At 60.7% G+C, this 23,584-nt stretch carries 25 protein-coding genes; 8 read left to right on the top strand and 17 right to left on the bottom strand.

The window, feature by feature from the left end; genetic code table 11:
• Positions 1–27: 27 nt before the first annotated feature.
• The 3 genes from holA (at position 28) to AB7M25_RS04065 (ending at position 2,843) form a co-directional block, all read left to right on the top strand.
• Entirely contained in the window at positions 28–1,065 is a 1,038-nt protein-coding gene (gene holA / locus AB7M25_RS04075) for a DNA polymerase III subunit delta (protein WP_429383903.1), read from the top strand.
• Between the two features lie 229 nt (positions 1,066–1,294).
• Positions 1,295–1,459 (top strand): alternative ribosome rescue factor ArfA, encoded by a 165-nt coding sequence (gene arfA / locus AB7M25_RS04070; RefSeq protein WP_007975872.1) that lies wholly within the window; start codon positions 1,295–1,297, stop codon positions 1,457–1,459.
• A 61-nt stretch (positions 1,460–1,520) separates the two neighbouring features.
• On the top strand, positions 1,521–2,843 hold the full coding sequence (locus AB7M25_RS04065; protein ID WP_429391926.1) for a lytic murein transglycosylase: 1,323 nt from the start codon (positions 1,521–1,523) through the stop codon (positions 2,841–2,843).
• Positions 2,844–2,965: 122 nt separating this feature from the next.
• Here AB7M25_RS04065 and AB7M25_RS04060 read toward each other — a convergent pair whose 3' ends face one another.
• From AB7M25_RS04060 to AB7M25_RS04000, 13 genes are all read right to left on the bottom strand, one after another.
• On the bottom strand, positions 2,966–3,916 hold the full coding sequence (locus AB7M25_RS04060; protein ID WP_454236994.1) for a S66 peptidase family protein: 951 nt from the start codon (positions 3,914–3,916) through the stop codon (positions 2,966–2,968).
• A 176-nt stretch (positions 3,917–4,092) separates the two neighbouring features.
• Complete coding sequence (gene lipA / locus AB7M25_RS04055; RefSeq protein WP_162130289.1) at positions 4,093–5,091, bottom strand: lipoyl synthase; 999 nt, start codon at positions 5,089–5,091, stop codon at positions 4,093–4,095.
• 25 nt (positions 5,092–5,116) lie between these two features.
• On the bottom strand, positions 5,117–5,764 hold the full coding sequence (gene lipB, locus AB7M25_RS04050) for a lipoyl(octanoyl) transferase LipB (protein WP_007975880.1): 648 nt from the start codon (positions 5,762–5,764) through the stop codon (positions 5,117–5,119).
• Positions 5,764–6,039, bottom strand: a complete 276-nt coding sequence (locus AB7M25_RS04045; RefSeq protein ID WP_056855803.1) for a DUF493 domain-containing protein — start codon at positions 6,037–6,039, stop codon at positions 5,764–5,766. The genes lipB and AB7M25_RS04045 overlap by 1 nt, the downstream gene beginning before the upstream one ends.
• Positions 6,040–6,122: 83 nt before the next feature.
• The gene (locus AB7M25_RS04040; RefSeq protein WP_007975884.1) at positions 6,123–7,280 is read right to left on the bottom strand and encodes a D-alanyl-D-alanine carboxypeptidase family protein; all 1,158 of its coding nucleotides are present in this window, start codon (positions 7,278–7,280) and stop codon (positions 6,123–6,125) included.
• A 185-nt stretch (positions 7,281–7,465) separates the two neighbouring features.
• Positions 7,466–8,473, bottom strand: a complete 1,008-nt coding sequence (locus AB7M25_RS04035) for a septal ring lytic transglycosylase RlpA family protein (protein ID WP_429518495.1) — start codon at positions 8,471–8,473, stop codon at positions 7,466–7,468.
• Positions 8,473–9,483: a lytic murein transglycosylase B gene (gene mltB, locus AB7M25_RS04030; RefSeq protein WP_454236993.1), complete on the bottom strand. Its 1,011-nt coding sequence runs from the start codon at positions 9,481–9,483 to the stop codon at positions 8,473–8,475. The genes AB7M25_RS04035 and mltB overlap by 1 nt, the downstream gene beginning before the upstream one ends.
• A 17-nt stretch (positions 9,484–9,500) precedes the next feature.
• A complete protein-coding gene (gene rodA, locus AB7M25_RS04025; protein ID WP_050549215.1) occupies positions 9,501–10,604 on the bottom strand; it encodes a rod shape-determining protein RodA in 1,104 nt (367 codons plus the stop codon).
• Between the two features lie 31 nt (positions 10,605–10,635).
• The gene (mrdA, locus tag AB7M25_RS04020) at positions 10,636–12,531 is read right to left on the bottom strand and encodes a penicillin-binding protein 2 (RefSeq protein ID WP_007975894.1); all 1,896 of its coding nucleotides are present in this window, start codon (positions 12,529–12,531) and stop codon (positions 10,636–10,638) included.
• A gap of 12 nt (positions 12,532–12,543) precedes the next feature.
• Positions 12,544–13,011 (bottom strand): 23S rRNA (pseudouridine(1915)-N(3))-methyltransferase RlmH, encoded by a 468-nt coding sequence (gene rlmH / locus AB7M25_RS04015; RefSeq protein ID WP_007937439.1) that lies wholly within the window; start codon positions 13,009–13,011, stop codon positions 12,544–12,546.
• 9 nt (positions 13,012–13,020) lie between these two features.
• Positions 13,021–13,515 (bottom strand): ribosome silencing factor, encoded by a 495-nt coding sequence (gene rsfS, locus AB7M25_RS04010; RefSeq protein ID WP_007975896.1) that lies wholly within the window; start codon positions 13,513–13,515, stop codon positions 13,021–13,023.
• Positions 13,516–13,588: 73 nt separating this feature from the next.
• Complete coding sequence (gene nadD / locus AB7M25_RS04005) at positions 13,589–14,278, bottom strand: nicotinate-nucleotide adenylyltransferase (protein WP_007975898.1); 690 nt, start codon at positions 14,276–14,278, stop codon at positions 13,589–13,591.
• A 1-nt stretch (position 14,279) separates the two neighbouring features.
• Positions 14,280–15,551: a glutamate-5-semialdehyde dehydrogenase gene (locus tag AB7M25_RS04000; protein ID WP_429383915.1), complete on the bottom strand. Its 1,272-nt coding sequence runs from the start codon at positions 15,549–15,551 to the stop codon at positions 14,280–14,282.
• 190 nt (positions 15,552–15,741) lie between these two features.
• Between AB7M25_RS04000 and AB7M25_RS03995 the strand changes: the two genes are divergently transcribed.
• On the top strand, positions 15,742–16,440 hold the full coding sequence (locus AB7M25_RS03995; protein ID WP_429518494.1) for a DNA-3-methyladenine glycosylase: 699 nt from the start codon (positions 15,742–15,744) through the stop codon (positions 16,438–16,440).
• Positions 16,441–16,631: 191 nt separating this feature from the next.
• Positions 16,632–17,948 carry a bifunctional DedA family/phosphatase PAP2 family protein gene (locus AB7M25_RS03990; RefSeq protein ID WP_429383917.1) on the top strand — a complete coding sequence of 439 codons (1,317 nt, stop codon included), beginning with the start codon at positions 16,632–16,634 and terminating at the stop codon, positions 17,946–17,948.
• Positions 17,949–18,141: 193 nt separating this feature from the next.
• Here AB7M25_RS03990 and AB7M25_RS03985 read toward each other — a convergent pair whose 3' ends face one another.
• From AB7M25_RS03985 to AB7M25_RS03970, 4 genes are all read right to left on the bottom strand, one after another.
• Entirely contained in the window at positions 18,142–18,510 is a 369-nt protein-coding gene (locus tag AB7M25_RS03985) for a hypothetical protein (RefSeq protein WP_429383918.1), read from the bottom strand.
• Positions 18,511–18,727: 217 nt separating this feature from the next.
• On the bottom strand, positions 18,728–19,318 hold the full coding sequence (locus tag AB7M25_RS03980) for an LON peptidase substrate-binding domain-containing protein (RefSeq protein ID WP_007998442.1): 591 nt from the start codon (positions 19,316–19,318) through the stop codon (positions 18,728–18,730).
• 10 nt (positions 19,319–19,328) lie between these two features.
• Positions 19,329–20,045, bottom strand: a complete 717-nt coding sequence (locus tag AB7M25_RS03975; RefSeq protein ID WP_007975911.1) for an LrgB family protein — start codon at positions 20,043–20,045, stop codon at positions 19,329–19,331.
• Positions 20,042–20,404: a CidA/LrgA family protein gene (locus tag AB7M25_RS03970; protein ID WP_015096984.1), complete on the bottom strand. Its 363-nt coding sequence runs from the start codon at positions 20,402–20,404 to the stop codon at positions 20,042–20,044. Before AB7M25_RS03970 ends, AB7M25_RS03975 begins: the two co-directional genes overlap by 4 nt.
• 193 nt (positions 20,405–20,597) lie before the next feature.
• Here AB7M25_RS03970 and AB7M25_RS03965 point away from each other — a divergent pair, with 193 nt between their 5' ends.
• From AB7M25_RS03965 to AB7M25_RS03955, 3 genes are all read left to right on the top strand, one after another.
• Positions 20,598–21,053 (top strand): MaoC family dehydratase, encoded by a 456-nt coding sequence (locus AB7M25_RS03965; RefSeq protein WP_008001099.1) that lies wholly within the window; start codon positions 20,598–20,600, stop codon positions 21,051–21,053.
• Positions 21,054–21,167: 114 nt separating this feature from the next.
• On the top strand, positions 21,168–22,886 hold the full coding sequence (locus AB7M25_RS03960; RefSeq protein WP_095965726.1) for a C13 family peptidase: 1,719 nt from the start codon (positions 21,168–21,170) through the stop codon (positions 22,884–22,886).
• Between the two features lie 27 nt (positions 22,887–22,913).
• Positions 22,914–23,555, top strand: a complete 642-nt coding sequence (locus AB7M25_RS03955) for an oxidoreductase (protein ID WP_429383920.1) — start codon at positions 22,914–22,916, stop codon at positions 23,553–23,555.
• Positions 23,556–23,584 lie beyond the last annotated feature (29 nt).

The raw sequence follows: 23,584 nt of genomic DNA, 5'->3' as shown, positions 1-23,584 counted from the left end.
GCTCAGGCGCCCCGTTCGCCCTTTCTTATGAAACTCGCCCCCGCCCAACTCGCCAAACACCTGCAAGGCGCCCTTGCGCCCGTCTACATCATCAGCGGCGATGACCCGCTGCTGTGTCAGGAAGCGGCCGACGCCATCCGCACGGCTGCCCGTCAGCAGGGATTCGATGAACGCCAGGTGTTTGCCGCCGACGCCAATTTCGACTGGGGGACCTTGCTGCAAGCCGGTGCCAGCATGTCGTTGTTCGCCGAAAAGCGCCTGCTGGAGCTGCGCCTGCCTTCCGGCAAGCCCGGCGACAAAGGTGCCGCCGCGCTTATCGAGTATTGCTCGCGCCCGGCTGACGACACCGTGCTGCTGATCAGCTTGCCGAAACTCGATGGCAGCGCACAGAAAACCAAGTGGGGCAAAGCGCTGGTCGAAGGACAGCAGACCCAGTTCGTGCAGATCTGGCCAGTCGACGTCGCCCAGTTGCCCAGCTGGATCCGCCAACGCCTGTCCCAGGCCGGGCTGTCCGCCAGCCAGGACGCTGTTGAGCTGATCGCAGCACGGGTCGAGGGCAACCTGCTGGCCGCCGCCCAGGAAATCGAAAAGCTCAAACTGATGGCCGAAGGGGGTCAGATCACCGTCGAAACCGTGCAGGCGGCGGTGGCCGACAGTGCGCGCTTCGACGTCTTTGGCCTGACCGATGCGGTGCTCAATGGTGAAGCGGCCCACGCGTTGCGCATGCTCGAAGGCTTGCGCGGCGAAGGCGTCGAGCCGCCGGTGATTCTCTGGGCCCTGGCCCGGGAGCTTCGCCTGCTGGCCAATATTTCCCTGCAATACAGCCAGGGGACGCCGCTGGACAAGGCCTTCAGCCAGGCCAAACCTCCGGTCTGGGACAAACGTAAACCGTTGATGAGCAAAGCCCTGCAACGCTACTCGGCACAACGTTGGGCGCAACTGTTGCTGGAGGCGCAACGCATCGACGCGCAGATCAAGGGCCAGGCGGCGGGTTCGCCGTGGATGAGCTTGAGCCGGTTGACGTTGTTGATGGCCGGTCAGCGCTTAACCCTACCCGCTGAATAACCCCGCCCCCCCCCCTGTAGGAGCAGCCGGTCGACGCTCGATTGCTCGCGAAGCACCTGAGGGCACTGCGTTAAATCAGAAAGTCTGGTGTTATCGTTAACGAGCATCGCGAGCAAGCTCGCTCCTACAGAGAGCGGCGCTTTTTCTGATTAGTCACCGGGACTAGACACCCGCCAAACTTCGGCCGATTATTTGCCCCGCAAAAACCATTCACTTGCGAGGCATCATCATGAGCAAAAAGCCATCAAAGCATGGCCCCAACAAGGCCAAATCCATCATCGCCCAGCCATTGTTCCGCAGCCGCCAGGAACGTCCCGCCAAGGGCAAAGGCAGTTACCGCCGCGAAGCCTTCCAGTCTGACAACTGGGAGGCTTCTTACTTTCTGGCTGCGTAAAGCAGAACACCCCTTCAACATGTTAAGGTCTGTACCTGATTCGTACTCCCTGGACCCGTGCATGCCCTTTTGTCTTCCCCGCCGTTGGCACCTACGCCAATTGATCGCTGCCTCCAGCCTTGTTTTGCTTGTCGCCTGTGCGGAAAAACCGACCGCAGCCGACGCTCAGCCGCTTCAGACGCTTCCTGTCGCCACCGCCCCGGCGGTTGTTCCGCCTGTGGTTCCGACGGGTGAGAACCTCGACATCCAGCCAACCCAGACCTTTGCCGAATGGCAGGCAGGTTTCCGCAAGGATGCCCTGGCCGCGGGTATCCGTGCCGACCTGTTTGATCGCGCTTTCGCCAATGTCAGCTTCGACCCCAGTGTGATTAGTGCCGACCGCAGCCAACCGGAATTCGCAAAGCCGGTGTGGGAATACCTCGATGGCGCCTTGTCGCCGCTGCGGGTACGCAAAGGCCAGTCGTTGATCAACCAGTACGCGGACACCCTGCAAAGCATCGAGCAGCGTTATGGCGTTGATCGTCAGGCCCTGGTGGCCGTGTGGGGCATGGAAAGCAACTTTGGCCAGTTCCAGGGCAACAAGTCGGTGATCAACTCACTGGCAACCCTGGCCTATGAAGGCCGCCGCCCTGGTTTCGCCCACGCGCAATTGATTGCCGCCCTGCAAATCCTGCAACAAGGTGATATCGAGCCCGAGAAGATGCTGGGATCATGGGCCGGCGCCATGGGCCAGACCCAGTTCATCCCGACCACCTACAACACCCATGCCGTGGACTTCGATGGTGACGGGCGTCGCGATATCTGGAGCAGTTCGGCCGATGCCCTGGCGTCTACCGCGCACTACCTGCAGAGTTCTGGCTGGCAGAGAGGCCAGCCATGGGGCTTTGAAGTCCAGCTGCCGAGCGGGTTCAACTACCTGCTGGCCGACGGCACGATTCGCAAGAGCGTCGCCGAATGGCGGCAACTGGGCATTACCCTGCCCAACGGTGGCCAGGTCCCGGCCGGCTCCGAGCAATTGTCAGCTGCCCTACTGCTGCCGGCCGGTTACCGTGGCCCGGCGTTCCTGGTGCTCGATAACTTCCGGGCGATCCTCAAGTACAACAACTCGTCGTCCTACGCGCTGGGGGTGAGCCTGTTGTCCGAACGCTTCAATGGTGCGGGCTTGATCAGTGGCACGTGGCCAAAGGATGACCTGCCGCTGAGCCGTACCGAGCGGATCGAGCTGCAAAACCTGCTGAGCGCACAAAACTATGATGCCGGCACCGCCGACGGGATCATCGGTGCCAACACCCGCAAGGCGATCCGCAGCGCCCAGCAGTCGTTTGGCTGGCCAGCGGATGGGTATCCGACGCACAAGTTGCTGGAAGGGTTGCGCAACCGCTAGTTAGCTGTATGGCTGAAACCGCTTTCGCGAGCAAGCCCGCTCCCACATTGATTTTGTGGCGCTCACAGATCAAATGTGGGAGCGGGCTTGCTCGCGAAGACTGACTCTCAGTCGGCAGATCTCTACGATCTAATCACCACATCCTGCTCCAACATCAACTCCTGATTCCCCGCATCCAGCCTGACCAATGCCCCCATGGGCAGCGTCAGATTCGGATCGCAATGCCCGCTTCGCCACCCGGACAACACCGGAATCTTCAATGGCGCGAAGGTCTGTTTGAGCAACCTGTCCAGCGCGGCCACCTCCACCCCCGCCACATCCCCGACCAACACGCCGCGCAGCTTCTGCAACGTGCCCGCCAGCCGCAGTTGGGTCAGCAACCGGTCGATGCGATACAACGGCTCGTTGATGTCCTCGATCAACAGAATGACGCCCTCGGCATCAATCTCGTAGGGCGTGCCCATGGTCGCGGCGATCATGGCCAGATTGCCTCCGAGCAAACGCCCATGAGCGACGCCCGGCTCGATCGTGGTCAGCGGGTAGGCCACCGGATGCGCCAGCACCGAGCCCGCCCTCACCTGCCCGCGCAGCATGTTGAAAAAGGAAGACTCCGTTGGTATTTGCTTGCCACCCAGCAGGTCGGCATTGAGCAATGGACCATGAAATGTCACGAAGCCGGCATAACGACTGATCACCAAATGCAGGGCAGTGATGTCGCTGTAGCCGATGAACGGCTTGGCATGGTCGCGCAGCAATTGGAAATCGATGCGATCCAGCAGCCGGGGCGTGCCGTAACCTCCGCGCAGACAGATGATGGCATCGACTTCACGATCCGCGAACGCGGCGTGCAGGTCATTGAGCCGCACATCGTCGCTGCCGGCCAGGTAGCCGTCTTTCTCGTAGACCCCGGGAAACACTTTCAGTGAGTAACCTCGGGCACACATCCATTGCACCGCCTTGTCGGTGTCCAGCGTCGCGGGACCGGCGGGTGCGATAACGCCAATCATGCCTTCCGACGGCAGTGCCGGGACGGGGGCATGAGGGCAAAGAGTGTGGGTCGGTCGAGCGGTCATTCGTGAATCTCCCTGCGTGAACACGTCAGCACACAGTAGTCAGGAACGGGGACAAACTGAAGTGGGTCAGTCACCCCGCAGATTGCAGGAAAAAGCGGCCAGTGCCGCATAGGCCAGGCAAAAAAACGCCCGCAAGGCTCAACACCGTGCGGGCGTTTTTCATTTCCGTGCGCAGATCAGGACGACATCAGCTCGGCCTTGACCAGCTTGGCCTGCTCGTCGGCGTGATACGAGGAACGTACCAACGGACCCGAGGCAACGTTCTTGAAGCCCATCTTGTAGCCTTCCTCGGCGAACCAGGCGAAGGTGTCCGGGTGCACGAAGCGTTGCACCGGCAGGTGGCTGCGGGACGGTTGCAGGTACTGGCCGAGGGTCAGCATGTCGATGTCGTGTTCGCGCATGCGCTTCATGACTTCGATGACTTCTTCGTCGGTCTCGCCCAGGCCCAGCATCAGCCCGGACTTGGTCGGAATGTGCGGCATCATCTGCTTGAAGCGTTGCAGCAGGGTCAGCGACCACTGGTAGTCAGAGCCCGGGCGCGCAGCCTTGTACAGGCGCGGCACGGTTTCCAGGTTGTGGTTGAACACATCCGGCGGCTCGGCGGCAGTGATTTCCAGGGCGATGTCCATGCGGCCACGGTAGTCCGGAACCAGGGTTTCGAGCTGCACGTTCGGCGACAGCTTGCGGATTTCGCGGATGCAGTCGGCAAAGTGCTGGGCACCACCGTCGCGCAGGTCGTCGCGGTCCACCGAGGTGATCACCACGTACTTCAGGCGCAGGTCAGCAATGGCGATGGCCAGGCTTTCCGGTTCGTTGACGTCCAGTGGCTTCGGACGGCCGTGGCCGACGTCGCAGAACGGGCAACGACGGGTGCAGATGTCACCCATGATCATGAAGGTCGCGGTGCCGCCGGAGAAACACTCGCCCAGATTCGGGCAGGACGCTTCTTCGCACACGCTGTGCAGCTTGTGTTTGCGCAGCAGGGCCTTGATGCGGTCGACTTCCGGCGAAACCGGGATGCGCACACGAATCCAGTCCGGCTTCTTCGGCAGTTCGGTGGTCGGAATGATCTTCACCGGGATGCGTGCAACCTTTTCGGCGCCGCGCAGCTTGACGCCGGCTTCAACCTTGGGACGCGGGGCCGGGCGCTCGGTGACATCGAGCGTCGGGATCATGGTTTGCACTGCATCAGTAGTCATATCAGTCGATTCCGCCCGTGAGGGTCGTCTGCTCAGCATAGTCGAGGTGTTTGACGAGCTGCGCGCGCAGCCGGGCACTTACCTCGGCAAATTCAATCGATCCTGCGTGATCGCTCAGCTGGGTCATCGCCAGCCCGGCGTAGCCGCAGGGATTAATCCGTCGAAACGGTTCCAGGTTCATGTCCACGTTCAAGGCCAGGCCATGAAAGGAACAGCCATGGCGGATCCGCAGACCCAGGGAGGCGATTTTCGCCCCGTCGACGTAGACACCCGGTGCATCGGGCTTGGCCGCGGCGGTGACACCGTAACTGGCCAGCAGCTCGATCAGGCATTGCTCCATCCGGCTGACCAGATCGCGCACGCCAAACCCGAGCCTGCGTACGTCCAGCAACAGATAAGCCACCAACTGGCCGGGGCCGTGGTAGGTCACCTGCCCCCCACGGTCGACCTGCACCACCGGAATGTCACCGGGAAGCAGCAGGTGTTCGGCTTTGCCGGCCTGGCCCTGGGTGAACACCGCCGGGTGTTCCACCAGCCAGACCTCGTCGGCAACATCGGTGCCGCGTTCGTTGGTAAAGCGTTGCATGGCATGCCAGACCGGCTCGTAAGCCATCTGGCCAAGCTCGCGAAAGCCCAGCGTGCCGGACATCACAACACCATGTGCACGAAACCGGTGGCCCGCAGTTCGCTGTTGATGTTGTACAGCTGGTCCTGGTCGGTCGCGACGATGTGCAACTGAATGGTGGTGTATTTGCCGTTGCTGCTCTGGCGCTCGTCAACACGCTCATCGTTGATCTTGGCGTGCTTGCGGACGATGTCGATGATTTTGTCCTTGTTGCCCACGCCGGTGTCGCTGATCACCTTGACTGGATAATCAGTGGCAGGGAATTCGATCTTTGGCGCCTTTACTTCGGTATCGGTCATGGCGTAACGGCCTCGTAAGCGTAAGCCGTGGCGACGGCAAAGCCCCGCGCCGGATCAGCACGGGGCCTTGCAGGAGCACACTATCAGTTGAACAAGCCGTAGAAGAATAGACGGATGCTATCCCACATGCGACGGAAGATACCACCCTCTTCGACGCCATCCAGAGCGATCAGGTCGGCGCTGTGCACCACCTTGTCTTCCAGTTTGACTTCGACTTTACCGATCACGTCGCCCTTGGCGATTGGCGCAACCAGTTGCGGGTTCATGGTCATGCTGGCGGCGAGCTTTTTCAGTTGGCCTTTTGGCAGGGTCATGGTCAGGTCTTCAGCCAGACCGGCCTTGACCTGGTTGGTGGCGCCTTTCCAGACCGGAGCCTGAGCCAGTTCGGTACCCTTCTGGTAGAAAGTCTGGGTTTCGAAGAAACGGAAACCGTAGGTCAGCAGCTTCTGGGTTTCGGCGGCACGGGCCACTTCGCTGTTGGTGCCGAACACCACGGCGATCAGGCGCATGCCATCACGTACGGCCGAGGACACCATGCAGTAGCCGGCTTCGTCGGTGTGGCCGGTCTTCAGGCCGTCGACGGTCTTGTCGCGCCACAGCAGCAGGTTACGGTTGGGTTGCTTGATGCCGTTCCAGAAGAACTCTTTCTGCGAGTAGATCGCGTAGTGAGCCGGGTCTTCGTGGATGATCGCACGGGCCAGCACAGCCATGTCGTGAGCCGACGAATAGTGCTCAGGATTCGGCAGACCGGTCGGGTTCATGAAATGGGTATTGGTCATGCCCAGATCGGCGACGGTCTTGTTCATCAGGTCGGCGAAGGCGTCTTCGCTGCCGGCGATGTGCTCGGAGAGCGCGACGCTGGCGTCGTTGCCCGACTGGATGATGATGCCGTGCAGCAGGTCGCTGACGGTGACTTGCGAACCCACCTTGATGAACATCCGCGAACCACCGGTGCGCCAGGCGTTTTCGCTGACGGTCACCGGGTCGTTTTCACCGATCTGGCCTCGACGGATTTCCAGGGTCGCAATGTACGCGGTCATCAGCTTGGTCAAGCTGGCCGGTGGCAGACGCTGGTCACCGTTGTTCTCGACCAGCACGTTGCCGCTGCTGGCATCCATGAGCACGTAGGCCTTGGCGGCCAATTGTGGTGGCGACGGCATCATCTCGGCCGCGAAAGCGGCGGGTGAGAGAAGCAGCGGGACTAACAGGAACAGGCGTTTGGCAAAGGTGGTGATGTTCATCCGTCTCTCGAAATCGCTAATGGAAACTGCCCTAGGGCAAAACTAATCAGATGACTTTCTAACGAGTCATCGCGTGTTCAGTTGCTCACTCTGTAACCCTTGCCGGGCTTTTGTTCTTCAACGAGCCAACAACCTGATTCACCCCCCAATCGCTGGTGAATCGTCAATCAAGTTCTACGTGTTGCTTATTCCGTGACCACACTTGGCGAACCAAGGTTGGCCAGGCGCACGCTGTTCTGCACCTGCTGGATTTCACCCGGCGATCCGATCGGGCCCAGGCGAACCCGGTGCAGGGTCTGCTGATTGCGCACGATCGAGCTGATGAACACCGGAGCGCTCACCATCCCGCTGAGCTTGGATCTCAGGAGTTCTGCAGCGTCCGGGTTGGCGAACGCGCCCACCTGCAGATACTGGCCAGAGGCTGGTACAGAAGCGTTTTTTTTTGCATCGAGCTGAACGGGCACGACCGCAGCGGCGTGTTGCTGCGGCGGCGGTGTCCATTGCTCGACGGTGCCGGCCGAAGCCGTGATCACCGGCGCGCTATTCTGCGCGACTTTCGGTTCGTTGAGCATTAATGGTGCCGGACGGCCTTTGGCCGCCCAATACGCCTGTGGATCGATGCCTTCGACCTTGACCCGCGCCGTGCCGGTTTCGGCGTAACCGAGTTTCTTCGCGGCAGCGTAGGACAAGTCGATGATCCGGTCCGAGTAGAACGGCCCGCGGTCGTTGACTCGCAGGATCACGCTCTTGTTGTTGTCCAGGTTGGTCACCCGGACGTAACTCGGCAGTGGCAATGTCTTGTGCGCGGCACTCATGCCGTACAGGTCATACACTTCGCCGTTGGCGGTGTTCTGACCGTGGAACTTGGTGCCGTACCAGGACGCCGTACCCGACTGCACGTAGGTCTTGGATTCCTGCAACGGGAAGTAAGTCTTCCCCAGCACGGTGTACGGGTTGGCCTTGTATGGGCCGGTGTGCAGGGTCGGCGTGGCGTCCGGGATACGCGACACATCGACGTCCCACCATGGCGCGCCATCCTTGTGGGCACGGTTGATGTCCAGCCCCGGCGTCGAGCGTACGGCAGTGCTGGACTTCTGGGCCGGCGCGCGGCTGGTCGAACAACTGGCGACCAGCACTGCCAGCGCGGCGAATGCCATCACCTTCAGGGGTTTATTGATAGGCAATGCCCGCATTACTTGACGCCCCGTGCTTGGACCAGCTGTTCAGACAGTTGATGTACGGCCATGGCGTACATCACGCTGCGGTTATAACGCGTGATCGCGTAAAAATTCTTCAGGCCCATCCAGTACTCGGGGCCATTGTCGCCTTCCAGGCGGAAAGCAGTAACCGGCATATCATCGCGCAGCGCATCATGACTTGACCACCCCAGGGCTCGCAACTCCCCGACGGTTTTCGTCGGTTCGATGCCTGCGGTCAAACCTTCGTCTACCTGATCGCCACGGACATCGGCGCGGCTGACCACCGGCTCGCCGGCAACCCAGCCATGACGCTTGAAGTAGCTGGCGACACTGCCAATGGCATCGTCCGGGTTGGTCCAGATGTTGATATGGCCATCACCGTCGAAATCCACCGCGTAGGCACGGAAACTGCTCGGCATGAATTGCGGCAAGCCCATTGCGCCAGCGTAGGAGCCTTTGAGCGTCAACGGATCGACCTGCTCTTCGCGGGCCAGCAGCAGGAACTCACGCAATTCCTTGCGGAAAAACTCGGCACGGGGAGGATAGTCGAAACCCAACGTCGACAAGGCATCGATCACCCGGAAATTTCCGGTATTGCGGCCGAAAAAGGTTTCAACGCCGATGATCGAGACAATCACCTGGGCCGGCACGCCGTATTCCTGCTCGGCACGGGCCAGCACCGCTTCGTGCTGACGCCAGAAGTCCACCCCACGGGCTATGCGCGCGTCGGTGATGAACATCGGGCGATACTCGCTCCACTGCTTGACCCGTTCGGCGGGTTTCGAAATAGCGTCCAGAATCGACTGCTTGCGCTCGGCTTCGTGGAACACGCCCATCAATTGCTCGCCGGCGAACCCGTAGTCGCGGGTCATTTCACCGACGAATTCGGCCACTTGGGGTGAGCCTTCGTAGTCGCCGGCCAACGCTTCCTGCACGCTGCCAAGGATGCTTACCAGGCCGACCCATGGCGCAAATCGAGTCGCCCAGCCACGCATTACTTGCATTGAAAATTTCACCTTATTCAAACCTGCGCGATCCACTTGCGATGGGTATGGATCGACATCAAAACCCCAAACGCTGACAGCAGCGTCACCAGCGAAGTTCCTCCGTAGCTAATGAACGGCAACGGCACCCCCACCACCGGCAACAGGCCACTGACCATACCGATGTTGACGAAAACATAAACAAAAAACGTCATGGTCAGGCTGCCCGCGAGCAACTTGCCGAACAATGTCTGCGCCTGGGCGGTAATCACCAGGCCACGCCCGATCAATAGCAGGTAGATCAGCAGCAACGCACAGATCCCTACCAGGCCGAACTCTTCACCCAGTACGGCAATGATGAAGTCGGTATGGCTTTCCGGCAGGAAGTCCAGGTGCGACTGGGTGCCCAGCAACCACCCCTTGCCGAACACACCTCCGGAGCCGATGGCGGCTTTGGACTGGATGATGTTCCAGCCCGTACCGAGCGGATCGCTCTCCGGGTCGAGGAATGTCAGGATTCGCTGCTTCTGGTAGTCGTGCATGATGAAGAACCACATGGCAACCGCCACGGGCACGGCGGCAGCCAGCACGCTGAGGATCCAGCGCCAGCGCAAGCCCCCCATGAACAGCACGAAAGCGCCGCCGGCCAGGATCAGCAGCGAAGTGCCGAGGTCCGGTTGCCGCACGATGAGAATGAACGGGATGCCGATCAGCATCAGACTGATGCCGACATGCTTGAGCTGCGGCGGCAAGGTGCGCTTGGACAGGTACCAGGCGATGGTTGCCGGCATCAGGATCTTCATGAATTCCGAAGGCTGGAAGCGAATCACGCCGGGAATATTGATCCAGCGCGTGGCGCCCATGGCGTTGTGCCCCATGACATCCACCACGACCAGCAAGAGCACGCCGATCACATAGCCGACCGGCACCCAGCGGGCCATGAAGCGCGGCTCGAACTGAGCGATGACGATCATCGACACCAGGCCGATACCGAACGAAGTGGCCTGTTTGGCCAGCAGGTCCCAGCTCTTGCCGCTGGCCGAATACAGCACGAACAGACTGCCGGCGGCCAGGGTCAGCAGCAAAATCAGCAACACGCCATCGATGTGCATGCGTTGCAGCAGCGTCGCGCGACGACGCATCACATCCTCACTGGAGAGCATGCGATCAAAATTATTCATCACGGGCCGTGGCCTCCGCGCTAGTAGGGCTGGCGTATTCGGCTTTGAGACGGCCGTCCTGGTCCAGCAGCCAGGCGTCCATCACCTGACGCACCACGGGAGCTGCGACGCCGGAGCCGGATTCACCGTTCTCGACCATCACCGACACCACGATTTGCGGGTCGTCCGCCGGCGCGAAACCAACGAACAAGGCGTGGTCTCGATGGCGCTCCTGAACCTTGGAGCGGTCGTATTTCTCGCCCTGCTTGATCGCGACCACCTGGGCCGTACCACTCTTGCCGGCGATCCGGTATTGCGCGCCGATCGAAGCCTTGCGCGCCGTACCGCGGGCGCCGTGCATGACCTGCTGCATGCCGTGGTTGACCTTGGTCCAGTCAGAAGGATCGCGCAGGATGATGTCCGGCATCGGGTTCTCATCCACCGGCTTCTCGCCTTCGATGGTCTTGGCCAGGTGCGGACGGTTCCAGATGCCTTTGTTGGCGACCAGCGCCGTGGCCTGGGCCAGTTGCAGCGGGGTCGACTGCATGTAGCCCTGGCCGATCCCGAGGATCAGCGTTTCCCCCGGGAACCACGCCTGGCGGCGGGTCGCTCGCTTCCATTCGCGGGTCGGCATCAGACCCGGCGATTCCTCGAACATGTCCAGAGAAACCTTCTGGCCGATGCCGAATTTGCTCAGGTACGACGACAACCGATCGATTCCCAGCTTGTGGGCCAGGTCGTAGAAGTAGGTGTCGTTGGAACGCATGATCGCCGTGTCGAGATCGACAAAACCGTCACCGGTACGGTTCCAGTTACGGTATTTGTGGTCGTAGTTGGGCAGCATGTAGTAACCGGGGTCGAACACACGGGTCGACGCCGTCACCACGCCGGAATCCAGGCCGGCAATCGCCACCGCAGGCTTGATGGTCGAGCCCGGCGGGTACAGACCGCGCAGTACGCGGTTGAACAGCGGCCGGTCGATGGAATCGCGCAGCTCGGAATAGGCCTTGGAACTGATGCCGGTGACGAACAGGTTCGGATCGAAGCTCGGCTGGCTGACCATTGCCAGCACCTCGCCGGTTTTCGGGTTCAGGGCCACCACCGCACCACGACGACCGCCGAGCGCGGCTTCGGCGGCTTCCTGCAATTTGATGTCCAGGCTCAGGACGATGTCCTTGCCGGAAACCGGCTCGGTACGCTTGAGCACCCGCAATACGCGGCCCCGGGCATTGGTCTCGACTTCCTCGTAACCCACCTGACCGTGCAGTTCCGGCTCGTAGAAACGCTCGATGCCGGTTTTGCCGATCTGATGGGTGCCGCTGTAGCTGACCGGGTCCAGGGTCTTGAGCTCTTTCTCGTTGATCCGCCCCATGTAACCCACGGAGTGCGCAAAGTGCGCGCCCTGGGGATAGTGGCGAACCAATTGCGCAACCACTTCTACCCCGGGCAGGCGGAACTGGTTCACGGCGATCCGCGCAATCTGTTCTTCGGTCAACTCGAACAAGATCGGCACCGGCTCGAACGGCCGACGTCCCTGGCGCATGCGTTTTTCGAAGACCACCCGGTCCTCGGGCGTCAGTTCCAGCACTTCGACGATCACGTCGAGCACCTGCTGCCAGTCGCCGGACCGCTCGCGGGTCATGCTCAGGCTGAAGCTGGGCCGGTTATCGGCGATCACCACGCCATTGCGGTCGAAAATCAAGCCACGGGTTGGCGGAATCGGCTGCACATGGACGCGGTTGTTTTCCGACAGGGTCGAGTGGTACTCGTACTGGATCACCTGCAGGAAATACAGGCGCGCAATCAGCACGCCGATCAGCGCCACCACTGCAATGGCCCCGAACACGACGCGGCCACGCACCAGACGGGCGTCTTTTTCGTGGTCCTTGATGCGGATCGGCTGGGTCATGGGAGCGCAGAACTACTTGTGGTAAGGGTGACCGGACAGCACGGTCCAGGCACGGTACAACTGTTCGCCGATCAGAATCCGCACCAGCGGGTGCGGCAAGGTCAGCGGCGACAACGACCAGCGCTGGTCAGCCCGGGCACAGACTTCCGGCGCCAGCCCTTCGGGGCCGCCGACCATGAAGTTGACGGTGCGCGAGTCCAGCCGCCAGCGATCGAGCTCGACCGCCAGTTGCTCGGTGCTCCAGGGCTTGCCGTGGACTTCGAGGGTGACAACGCGCTCGTTCGGCCCGACCTTGGCCAGCATGGCTTCGCCTTCCTGACGGATGAAACGGGCCACGTCGGCGTTCTTGCCACGGGTATTGAGCGGTATTTCCACCAGTTCCAGCGCCAGCTCGGACGGAAGACGCTTGGCATATTCATGCCAGCCTTCTTCCACCCACTTGGGCATGCGTGAACCGACGGCGATCAGTCGCAGTCGCACAGCGGTCCCTTATTCCTGGTCTTTGTTGAGCTTGTTGAAGTGCTCGTGACCAACTTCAGGGCTGTGGTGCTTGCCATCGGCCGCACGACTCTGCTCGGCACCTTTCCACAGGCGCTCCAGGTCGTAGAACTGACGGGCGTTGGAAGTCATCATGTGAACGATCACGTCGTCCATGTCCAACAGCACCCAGTCGCTGTCGCCCTTGCCTTCTTCACCCAGCGGCTTGATGCCCAGGGCTTTGACGGCCTCGCGGACCTTGTCCAGCATCGCGCCGATCTGGCGGTTGGAGGTACCGGTGGCGATGATCATGTAGTCAGTGATGCTCTGCTTGTCGCGAACATCAATCACCAGCACGTCCTGGGCCTTGACGTCTTCCAGGGCGGCTACGGCGATCTTGACCAGTTCGTCGCCTTTAGGCGGCTCAGCGGCGAGGACCTTTTCCGGCAGCGGGGCGCTCTTGAATGTGCCTTTGCGTTTTACTTTGCTTTCGTTGTTGCTCGTCATATAAAACTCGTTTTGCTCGTTTGTTCGGGCGCTTCAATACACGTTGTTGCCACGTGCCTTGAGGCACTCCTATTCAGTTCGACGCACGGTAGAGCCCGTGCGCATCGATGTAGGCCAGGACCGCGTCGGGCACCAGGAAACGTACCGACTTACCGCTGGCCAGCAGTTGACGGATCTGGGTGGCGGATACCGCGAGCGGTGTCTGCCAGACGAATGCAATCTGTCCGCTCGGCCCTTTGAGGGCCAGCGGGTCGCTCACCGAGCGCGCTGCCAGCAGGTTGCGCAAGGCATCCGGCGGTTCGCTGTCGGCATCCGGGCGTTGCAACACCAGGATATGGCAATGCTGGAGCAACTCTTCCCAGCGGTGCCAAGTGGGCAGGCCGCAAAAAGCGTCCCAGCCCAAAAGCAGAAAAACCTGGTCGGATACGGCCAGTTCGGCGCGCATCAGTTCCAGGGTATCAATGGTGTAGGACGGTTTGTCCCGCTGCAATTCGCGGGCGTCCACCACCAACGGCGCCACACCGGCCACCGCACACTCGACCATCGCCAGGCGGTCTTTTGCCGACACCTGCGGTTTGTCCCGATGGGGCGGCCTGGCACTGGGTGTCAGGCGCAGCTCATCGAGCGCCAGGGTTTCGGCGACTTCCAGTGCACCGCGCAAATGGCCGATGTGCACCGGGTCGAACGTTCCGCCCAGCACGCCAATGCGGCGAGGCGCTGGCTCGCTGACGGTGACCGGGGCTGACGGGTCGAAGTCGCCCAAGTCAGACCGGCTCCTGTCCACGCAGTTGCCCGTCGCCGACCACGATGTACTTCTCGCAGGTCAGTCCTTCGAGGCCCACCGGGCCACGGGCGTGCAGCTTATCAGTAGAAATGCCGATCTCGGCACCCAATCCGTATTCGAAGCCATCGGCGAAGCATGTCGGGGTGTTGATCATCACCGACGACGAGTCGACTTCAGCCACGAAACGCCGGGTGTCGCCTTGGTGTTCGCTGACAATCGAATCGGTATGGTGAGAGCCGTAACGGTTGATGTGCTCGATGGCCTGCTCCAGGCCGTCGACCACGCGGATCGACAGAATCGGCGCCAGGTACTCGGTGCTCCAGTCGTCCTCGGTGGCCTGTACGGCATCGATGATCGCCCGGGTACGCTCGCAACCGCGCAGCTCGACGCCTTTTTCGCGGAACTGGGCGGCCATCGCCGGCAGGAAATTCTTGGCGACGGATTGATCCACCAGCAGCGTTTCCATGGCACCGCAGATGCCATAACGGTAAGTCTTGGCGTTGAACGCGATGCGCTGGGCCTTGGCCAGGTCGGCGTGTTCACTCACGTAAACGTGGCAGATGCCGTCCAGGTGCTTGATCACCGGTACGCGGGCATCACGGCTGACGCGCTCGATCAGGCCTCGGCCGCCACGGGGCACGATGACATCGACGTATTCAGGCATGGTGATCAACGCGCCGACGGCAGCGCGGTCCGTGGTTTCGACCACTTGCACCACAGCGGCGGGCAGATCGGCCTCGGCCAGGCCGCGCTGGATGCAGGCGGCAATGGCTCGATTGGAATGAATGGCCTCGGAACCGCCACGCAGGATGGTCGCGTTGCCGGACTTCAGGCACAGGCTGGCGGCATCGATGGTCACGTTCGGCCGCGACTCGTAGATGATTCCGATCACGCCCAGTGGCACGCGCATCTTGCCGACCTGAATACCGGACGGACGGAAGCTCATGTCGCGGATCGCGCCGACCGGGTCCGGCAGGGCCGCCACCTGGCGCAGACCGACGATCATGCCGTCGATACGCGCCGGGGTCAGCGCCAGACGCTCAAGGAGGGCCGGCTCCAGACCATTGGCGCGACCGGCGGCCAAATCCAGCTCATTGGCCGCCGTCAGCTCGGCGCGGGCAGCGTCCAGCGCATTGGCGGCGGCCTGCAGGGCGCGGTTTTTCTGCGCGGTGCTGGCACGGCCGATCACGCGGGAAGCTTCGCGGGCAGCGCAACCCAGGCGGGTCATGTAATCAAGAACGGACTCAGTCATGGTCTGGCGTGGTCTTTGATAAGGTCTTGGTAAAGAGTAAAGCGGCAGATTATAGCTGTCGCGTCCCGGGACTAACAGCGGTGACGGGCGGATGGTCGAAATGGAGGGGGTATTTACCGACGTTCAGCCGGGATTAAGCTGCAAATTGTTATCATCACGACTCATTCAGCCCTGACAAACGCCGGCCATCATGTCCAACCTGACTGTTCGAGCGTCCGCCATGAGCCTGCCCGCGGGCCTCCCGGACGCGTTTTTCGACCGTGACGCGCAAATTCTGGCCCGGGACTTACTGGGCAAAGTCATTCGCCATCGAGTGGGCGACCTGTGGCTCAGCGCCCGGATCATCGAGACCGAAGCCTATTACTGTGCGGAAAAAGGCAGCCACGCGTCCCTCGGCTACACAGAAAAGCGTAAGGCTTTGTTTCTGGATGGCGGCCACATCTATATGTATTACGCCCGAGGCGGCGATTCCCTTAATTTCAGCGCCCAGGGGCCCGGCAACGCCGTGCTGATCAAGTCCGCCTATCCGTGGGTCGATGAACTGAGCGGGCCGGCCAGCCTGGCACAGATGCTGTTGAACAATCCCGATACCCAGGGTCACCCTCGCCCGTCACAAAAGCTCTGCGCCGGACAAACCCTGCTCTGCAAGGCGCTGGGCCTGAAAGTGCCGGTGTGGGACGCGAAACGCTTCGACCATGACGTGCTGCTGGTGGAGCATGTGGGCCAGACGCCCGCCCACGTCATCCAGACCACGCGCCTGGGCATCCCCCACGGACGCGACGAACACCTGATGTACCGCTTCGTCGACGGAGCCTACGCGCCTTACTGCACGCGGAACCCGTTGCGTCGGGGGCAAGTCGAAGGTCGCGATTATTTTGTGCTGTCCTGACTTGCCGGGACTTGAAGTAAAAGTGAGTCTCTGTGGGAGCGGGCTTGCCCGCGAAGGCGGTGTGTCAGGCGACAATAATATCGCCCGGTGGGCCCCATTCGCGGGCAAGCCCGCTCCCACAGGGTTCGGCGCCGTTACGAAAATTTGCGTTTGCCCACCAAGGGCCAATTGAATTCAATGGAGTGGTTTATATGGGCCAATGGCTCGATAGCGTGACCGGTTGGTTGACGGTCAACCCGCAATGGCTGGCGGCAGCAATATTTCTGGTGGCCTTTGTGGAATGCCTGGCAATTGCCGGGCTGATCGTCCCCGGCACGGTTTTACTGTTCACCGTTGCCGTACTGGCCGGCAGCGGAGCGTTGCCACTGAGTGAAACCTTGCTGCTGGGTTTTCTCGCTGGTGTGTTGGGCGACGTGGTTTCGTACTTCCTTGGACGGCACTTTCATCAGAATATCCGGCGCCTGCCCGGATTGCGCCACCACCCGGAATGGATTGCCGGGGCCGAGGCCTATTTCCAGCGCTATGGCATCGCCAGCCTGCTGGTCGGGCGTTTTATCGGGCCATTGCGGCCGATGTTGCCCATGGTTGCTGGCATGTGTGACATGCCCTTCCCACGTTTCATCGCCGTCAGCCTGCTGGCTGGTGCAGGGTGGTCAGTAGCCTATCTGTTGCCTGGCTGGGCCACCGGTGCGGCGATTCGTTTGCCGCTACCCGAAGGTTTCTGGCCTCAGGCCGGAATCGTTGTCGCCAGCGTTGCCGTGATGCTGGGATTGAGTGCCACCAGCAGCCTGCGCCAGCATCGCCGGGCCACAGCGTTGATTGCCGGCATGAGCTTACTGCTTCTGGTGTCGCTGTTTATCGGCTATCCGTACCTGAGCGCTCTTGATCAAGGTTTGATGACCCTGGTGCAGGAACATCGCAGCCCGATGCTCGATGAGGTGGCGGTGGTCTTCACGCTGATCGGCGAATTCCACAACATGCTGTTGTTCAGTGCGCTACTGACCGGTTTGCTGTTGCTGATGCGTCAATGGCGCCCGGCTATTTTCGCCGGAAGCACCCTGCTCTGCACTGCACTGGCGAACACCGCGACCAAACTGTTCTTTGCCCGCGTGCGCCCCGAAGTGCTGAGCGATCCGCTGATCAGCTACAGCATGCCCAGCGGCCATGCGTCGGGTTCTTTTGCACTGTTCCTGACCCTCGCCGTACTGGCGGGCCGCGGACAGCCGCCGCGGATGCGCCTGACCTGGCTATTGGTGGGGTGCCTGCCAGCAATGGCTATTGCACTGTCGCGGGTATACCTCGGCGCACATTGGCCGACCGATGTCATGGCCGGCGCGATGCTGGCGGCATGTGTCTGTGCGGCCAGCCTGTGGCTGACACAGCGCAAGGAACCGCTCAATGCCTTGCCACCCAAGGTCTGGTGGCTGGTGTTGCCAGCACTGGTGACATTGTTCGGGTTCTTCGTGTTGCGGCATTTGCCGCATACGATGTTGCGGTATGCGTACTAGATAAAGCAAAAGATCCCGGCCCTCGGTCGCTACTACATGAGTGGGGTGTTCACTCTATAGAAGCGACCAAAGGCTGCGATCTTTTCAATAATGTCAGGCAAACAACTTCTTGGCGGCTCCTCCTATCACAGCAGCTCAACAAAGAATCACCCCGACATCAAGGAACGGCCCGAACTGAAAGATTATATAAGCCTTAGTTACCGAACGGGAAACTTGGCAATTTCTCTTCTTCAACACCACGATACTTCACAATGGCCGTATCGGCTTGCCTTGCAACTTTTTCAGCGACGGCGACATAATCTTCAAGCTTCCAACGAACTTCCGTAGAAAACTTGATCATCGCCTCTCCCGCATAATCATCCCAGAGCCGCTGCTCAAAACTATCACGCCCGGTATCCAAACCCCGACGCCGTACCAGGATCAATGCATTCGCTGCATTCACCGCCGAGTCTGCAGCAAACTCAATTTCGACCTGCGGATCGCTTACGCGAACATACCGGACCATGATCCGGGAAAAGCACAAAGCCCACAGCGCACGCTCATCGCCAGTTAAATCTTTCATCAAATAATCCCTTATATATGCAATACCTACCTCATGCAGGCGGAGCAAATATAAACACCTCAACTTAACCGATCAACACAATCCACCCATCCAACTTATTAGAAATCAATACAAAGACCCGCCAAACAAACAGACCACCACCAAAACAACAAACTAATGCTTTGAAGATAAAACCAAACAACACTCAACCCAACATTCGACGGCTTGCAATGGCTAATCAGGCAAACAACTCGCCTTGCAATTCATCCAGCAACGCCTGAATCGCATCCAGTCGTTGTTGCGGATCATCAAGTTGCAACAGGTCGATCTTGTCCAGTTCGGCGAAAGGCAGCAGATAGGCCAACTGATTGGCCAGTGACTGTTGCCCGGTCGCTTCGGTGCCCATGTTCAAGGCTTCGACCATCGGGTGTTCAGCCAACGCCTTGAGCAATGCCACCAGATCGGCATCCTCGTCCTGCAACGGTTGCTCCGGCTCGTCTTCCAGCCACTCGACCTCGGCGACGGTCAACTGATCGCGCTGGACTTCCGTTCGTAATACATGGAAACGCCGCCCGCCCTGAACCCGAATCCCCAGCAGTCCGTTGTCCTGCTGTTTGAAGTCGGTGATCAGCGCTTCACAGCCCACCAGCGCGTAGCCGGCCGGGGCGATTCCGACTTCTTCGCCATCGAGGATGCACACCACGCCGAACCCGCCACCCTGCTTCATGCAGCGGCCGATCATGTCCAGATAGCGCGCTTCGAAGATCTGCAAGTCGAGGATGCAACCTGGGAACAGCACTGTGTTCAACGGAAAAAGCGGCAGACTCATAGACATTTCCTTACACCACCATCGACACCGCCAGCGGCAGGAAAACCGCCGTGGCCACACCCATCAGGCTCATCGCCAGCGCCGCGAAGGCGCCGCACTCTTCACTTTCCTGCAACGCCACCGACGTGCCGACCGCGTGGGCCGTCATGCCCAGTGCCATACCCCTGGCTTCCGGGCTGTGCACACCGAGGCGAGTCAACAGGGCCGGGCCGAAAATCGCCCCGATCACACCGGTAATCAGGACGAACACCGCTGCCAGCGCCGCGACCCCACCGATCTGTTCGGCCACCAGCATCGCAATCGGCGACGTCACCGACTTCGGCGCCATGGTCATCAGGATCATGTGCTCGGCACCGAACCACCAGCCCAACAACACGCCCATCCCCGTGGCCACCACCCCGCCTATCACCAGCGTAGTAAATATCGGCCAGAACAACTGCCGAATCCGTCGCAGGTTGAGATAAAGCGGCACCGCCAGCGCAACAGTGGCCGGACCGAGCAGGATGCTCAGGATCTCGGTGCTCTTGCGGTACTCGGCGTAAGTCAGGCCGCAACCCACCAGCACACCGATCACCAGCAACATGGAGACCAGCACCGGCTGCAAAAAGATCCAGCGGGTTTTCTCGAATGCCGCAAGGACGAGTTGATAGGCACCGAGGGTGATACCGATGCCGAATAATGGATGGTGAATCACCGAGGCCCAGGCGCCGTGCCAGTCGAAGATCATTGGTTGTCCTCGGAGTGAGCGTGACGCTTGACCATGCGCTGCATCAGCACCCCGGCGAAGGCCATCGAAAGCAACAGCGACAACACCAGCGCACCGACGATGGCCCAGAAGTCCGCCGCGATGTCAGCGGCATACACCATCACGCCCACGGCCGGCGGCACCAGCAACAGCGGCAGGTAGCGCAGCAGGCTGCCGGCCGCCAGGTTCAGTGGCTCGCCGACCTGTCCGCGGCAGATGAGGTACACCAGCAACAGCAGCAACCCCACAATCGGCCCCGGCAGCACAGGCAAAAACAAATGATTGATCGCCGTGCCGAGCAATTGGAACAGCACCAGCCACGTCAGGCCCCGTAACAACATCAAAGATCTCCCGCAAAATCCGTCACTCGCATTGGCTTGGCATTATAAGCATGCTCGCGCTATGGACCGGCATTCGCCAAAAGCATGGCCAGTTGACCGCAGCGTTCAGCCATGTTGATCTAAAGTGGTAAGCCGGGAGGTCAAATCCCCCCAACTCAAAACTATAAAACCGATGAACCCAAGGAGAGTCTCAATGCCCTATGTTCCAGTTGCAGAGCTCAAAGATTATGTCGGCAAGGAACTTGGACGTTCCGAATGGCTCACCATCGATCAGGACCGTATCAACCTGTTCGCCGAAGCCACAGGGGATTTTCAGTTCATCCACGTCGACCCGGTCAAGGCCGCGCAAACGCCATTTGGCAGCACTATCGCTCACGGCTTTCTGTCGTTGTCGCTGATTCCGAAATTGATGGAAGACATCCTCGTCATGCCCGAAGGCTTGAAGATGGTGGTCAACTACGGCCTCGACAGCGTGCGCTTCATCCAGCCGGTCAAGGTTAATTCGCGGGTGCGGCTGAAGGTCGACCTGACCGAGGTCATCGAGAAGAAACCCGGCCAATGGCTGCTCAAGGCCACCACCACCCTGGAAATCGAAGGTTCGGACAAGCCGGCGTATATCGCCGAACCCCTGTCCCTGTGCTTCGTGTAAACCTTCCGGGATGCGAAGCAGCTCCTGCTGTTTCGCGCCCTCTTGCGGTACCTCGCCCTATATAAGGACACATGGCTGCGGCATACTCCCTCGCCTAATTGCCCGGAATCCGCTATGCGCCCACTTGCACTCCTTGCCTTGACCCTGATGCTCACCGCTTGCGGCGACGGCGAATCGCCTTTGCCCCCCGACGCACGCCTGCCGGACGGCGGACGCTATCGCGGTGACCTGGTCAATGGCTTGCTGCAAGGCAAGGGTCGCATCGACTACCCGAACGGCAGCTGGTACGCCGGCGAATTCGACAAAGGCCAGTGGCAGGGCCAGGGCGAATGGCATGGCAGCAATGGCGAAGTCTATCGTGGGCAGTTCAATCAGGGACTGTTCGACGGCCAGGGAGCACTGACCACCAACGCCAACAGCTACAGCGGCGGATTCAAGGCTGGACGCCGTGACGGCGAAGGCACGCTCAAAGAAAACGGCATGAGTTACCGCGGTGAGTTCAAGGCCGATCAATACGCCGGCCTGGGTCGTCTCGAACTCGAAGACGGCAGCTCCTATCAGGGCCAGTTCGCCCACGGTAAACCCAACGGCGAAGGCCAGCGCGGTGACGGCAACGGCAATCAGTTCACCGGGCACTTTGTCGACGGCCAGCTGGAAGGCAATGGCACGTTCAACAGCGCCGATGGCGACATCTATGTCGGCAGCTTCAAGAACAATCAACTGCACGGCAAAGGCCGCTACGAAAACGCCGACGGCGATGTGTGGCTGGGCCAGTTCAAGGAAGGTTCGCTGAACGGCAAGGGCGAGTTGATCGGTACTGACGGCAGCCACTACATCGGCCACTTCAACGACTGGCGCTTTTCCGGCCAGGGCCGCCTGAACCTCGCCGACGGTAGCTTTTACACCGGCCAGTTCGACAACGACAGTTACCAGGGGCGTGGCACCTTGGTGCTGACCGATGGCACCGTGCTCAGCGGCACCTGGATCAATGGCCAGCGCGTGCGCGACGCCGAGGGCAAACTGCTGCCTGACACACTCGAACTCGGTCTGCTGGCACAGGGGCGCTTGCTCGACGCTGCGCTGGCCAACATTCCGCCCTCCACCCCGGCCGTGGAGCTGTATTCGTTGACCCTGGGCGGTGATGGCAAGCAAAGCGTGTTTCTGCGCGAGTCCGACTACGTCGCCAATATGCTCTCCACCCGTTTCGGCGCCTTCGGCCAGATCCGCCTGGTGAACCATCGTGACCACCTCGCCGACCGCCCGATGGCTACCCGGGAGAACCTGCGTCGCGCGGCCCTGGCGCTGGCCGAACGCAGCGGTCCGGAAGACCTGATTTTCATCTACCTGACCAGCCATGGCACCAGCGAACACGAGCTGGTACTGGACCAGCCGCGCATGGAGCTGGCCGATCTGCCAGCCGACGAATTGGCCGCTGTTCTCGCCCCGCTGAAAAACCGCGACAAGGTCATCGTGATTTCGTCCTGCTACTCCGGCGGTTTCATCCCCGCTCTCAAGGATGAACGGACCCTGATCATGACGGCCTCGCGGGCCGACCGAGTCTCCTTCGGCTGCTCGGAGGAAGCCAACTTCACCTACTTCGGCGATGCCCTGTTCGTCCAGGCCCTGAACCAGACCGATGATCTGGAACAAGCCTTCAAACGGGCCAAGGCCACCGTCGCCGAGCGTGAGCTGGCGGACGGCTTCGAAGCATCCGAACCACAGATCTGGGCACCGAAAACCGTCCTCTCGCATTGGCAACTATTGCGCAAACAACAGGCACGAAAAGCGTTGCAAAGTGCATCCATGCAAAGCAAGGATGCAAACAGCAACTAAGCTGAACAGTATCAAGGGAGAAACACTATGTACTTGACGCCTCAGCATGTGCTGCTCGCCGGAGCCACCGGTTTGACGGGTGAACACCTGCTCGATCGCTTGCTCAGCGAGCCAACGATCACCCGGGTATTGGCCCCCTCGCGCCGGCCACTGGCCAAACACCCGCACCTGGAAAACCCGGTCGGCGACCCGACGGCGTTCTTGCCACAACTGAACGGGCGGGTCGATATCGCCTATTGCTGCCTGGGCACCACGATCAAGCAGGCAGGCTCGGAGCAGGCGTTTCGCGCAGTGGACCTGGACATGGTGGTGGCATTCGCCAAACGTGCACGGGAGATGGGCGCACGGCACCTGATCGTGATCAGTGCCCTGGGAGCCGATCGCCGATCCTCGATCTTCTACAACCGGGTCAAAGGCGAAATGGAGTACGCATTGCGCGCGCAGGACTGGCCGCAGCTGACTATTTGCCGTCCTTCGCTGTTACTGGGTGATCGCGTTGAGCCGCGCCTGGCCGAGAAAGTCGCCGGCCCCTTTTCACGCCTGATCCCCGGTAAATACCACGGCATCGAAGCCTGCCAACTGGCCCGCGCCATGTGGCGTCTTGCGCTCGAAGAACAGGATGGCGTGCGGATTGTCGAGTCGGATGAGTTGCGCAAACTCGGAAAATAATCCGCGGACGTGTGGCGAGGGGGCTTGCC

The sequence above is a fragment of the Pseudomonas sp. AP3_22 TE3818 genome, assembly GCF_053628995.1.
The sequence above is the reverse complement of the archived record's forward strand: the minus strand, read 5'-3'. Positions and strand labels throughout refer to the sequence as shown.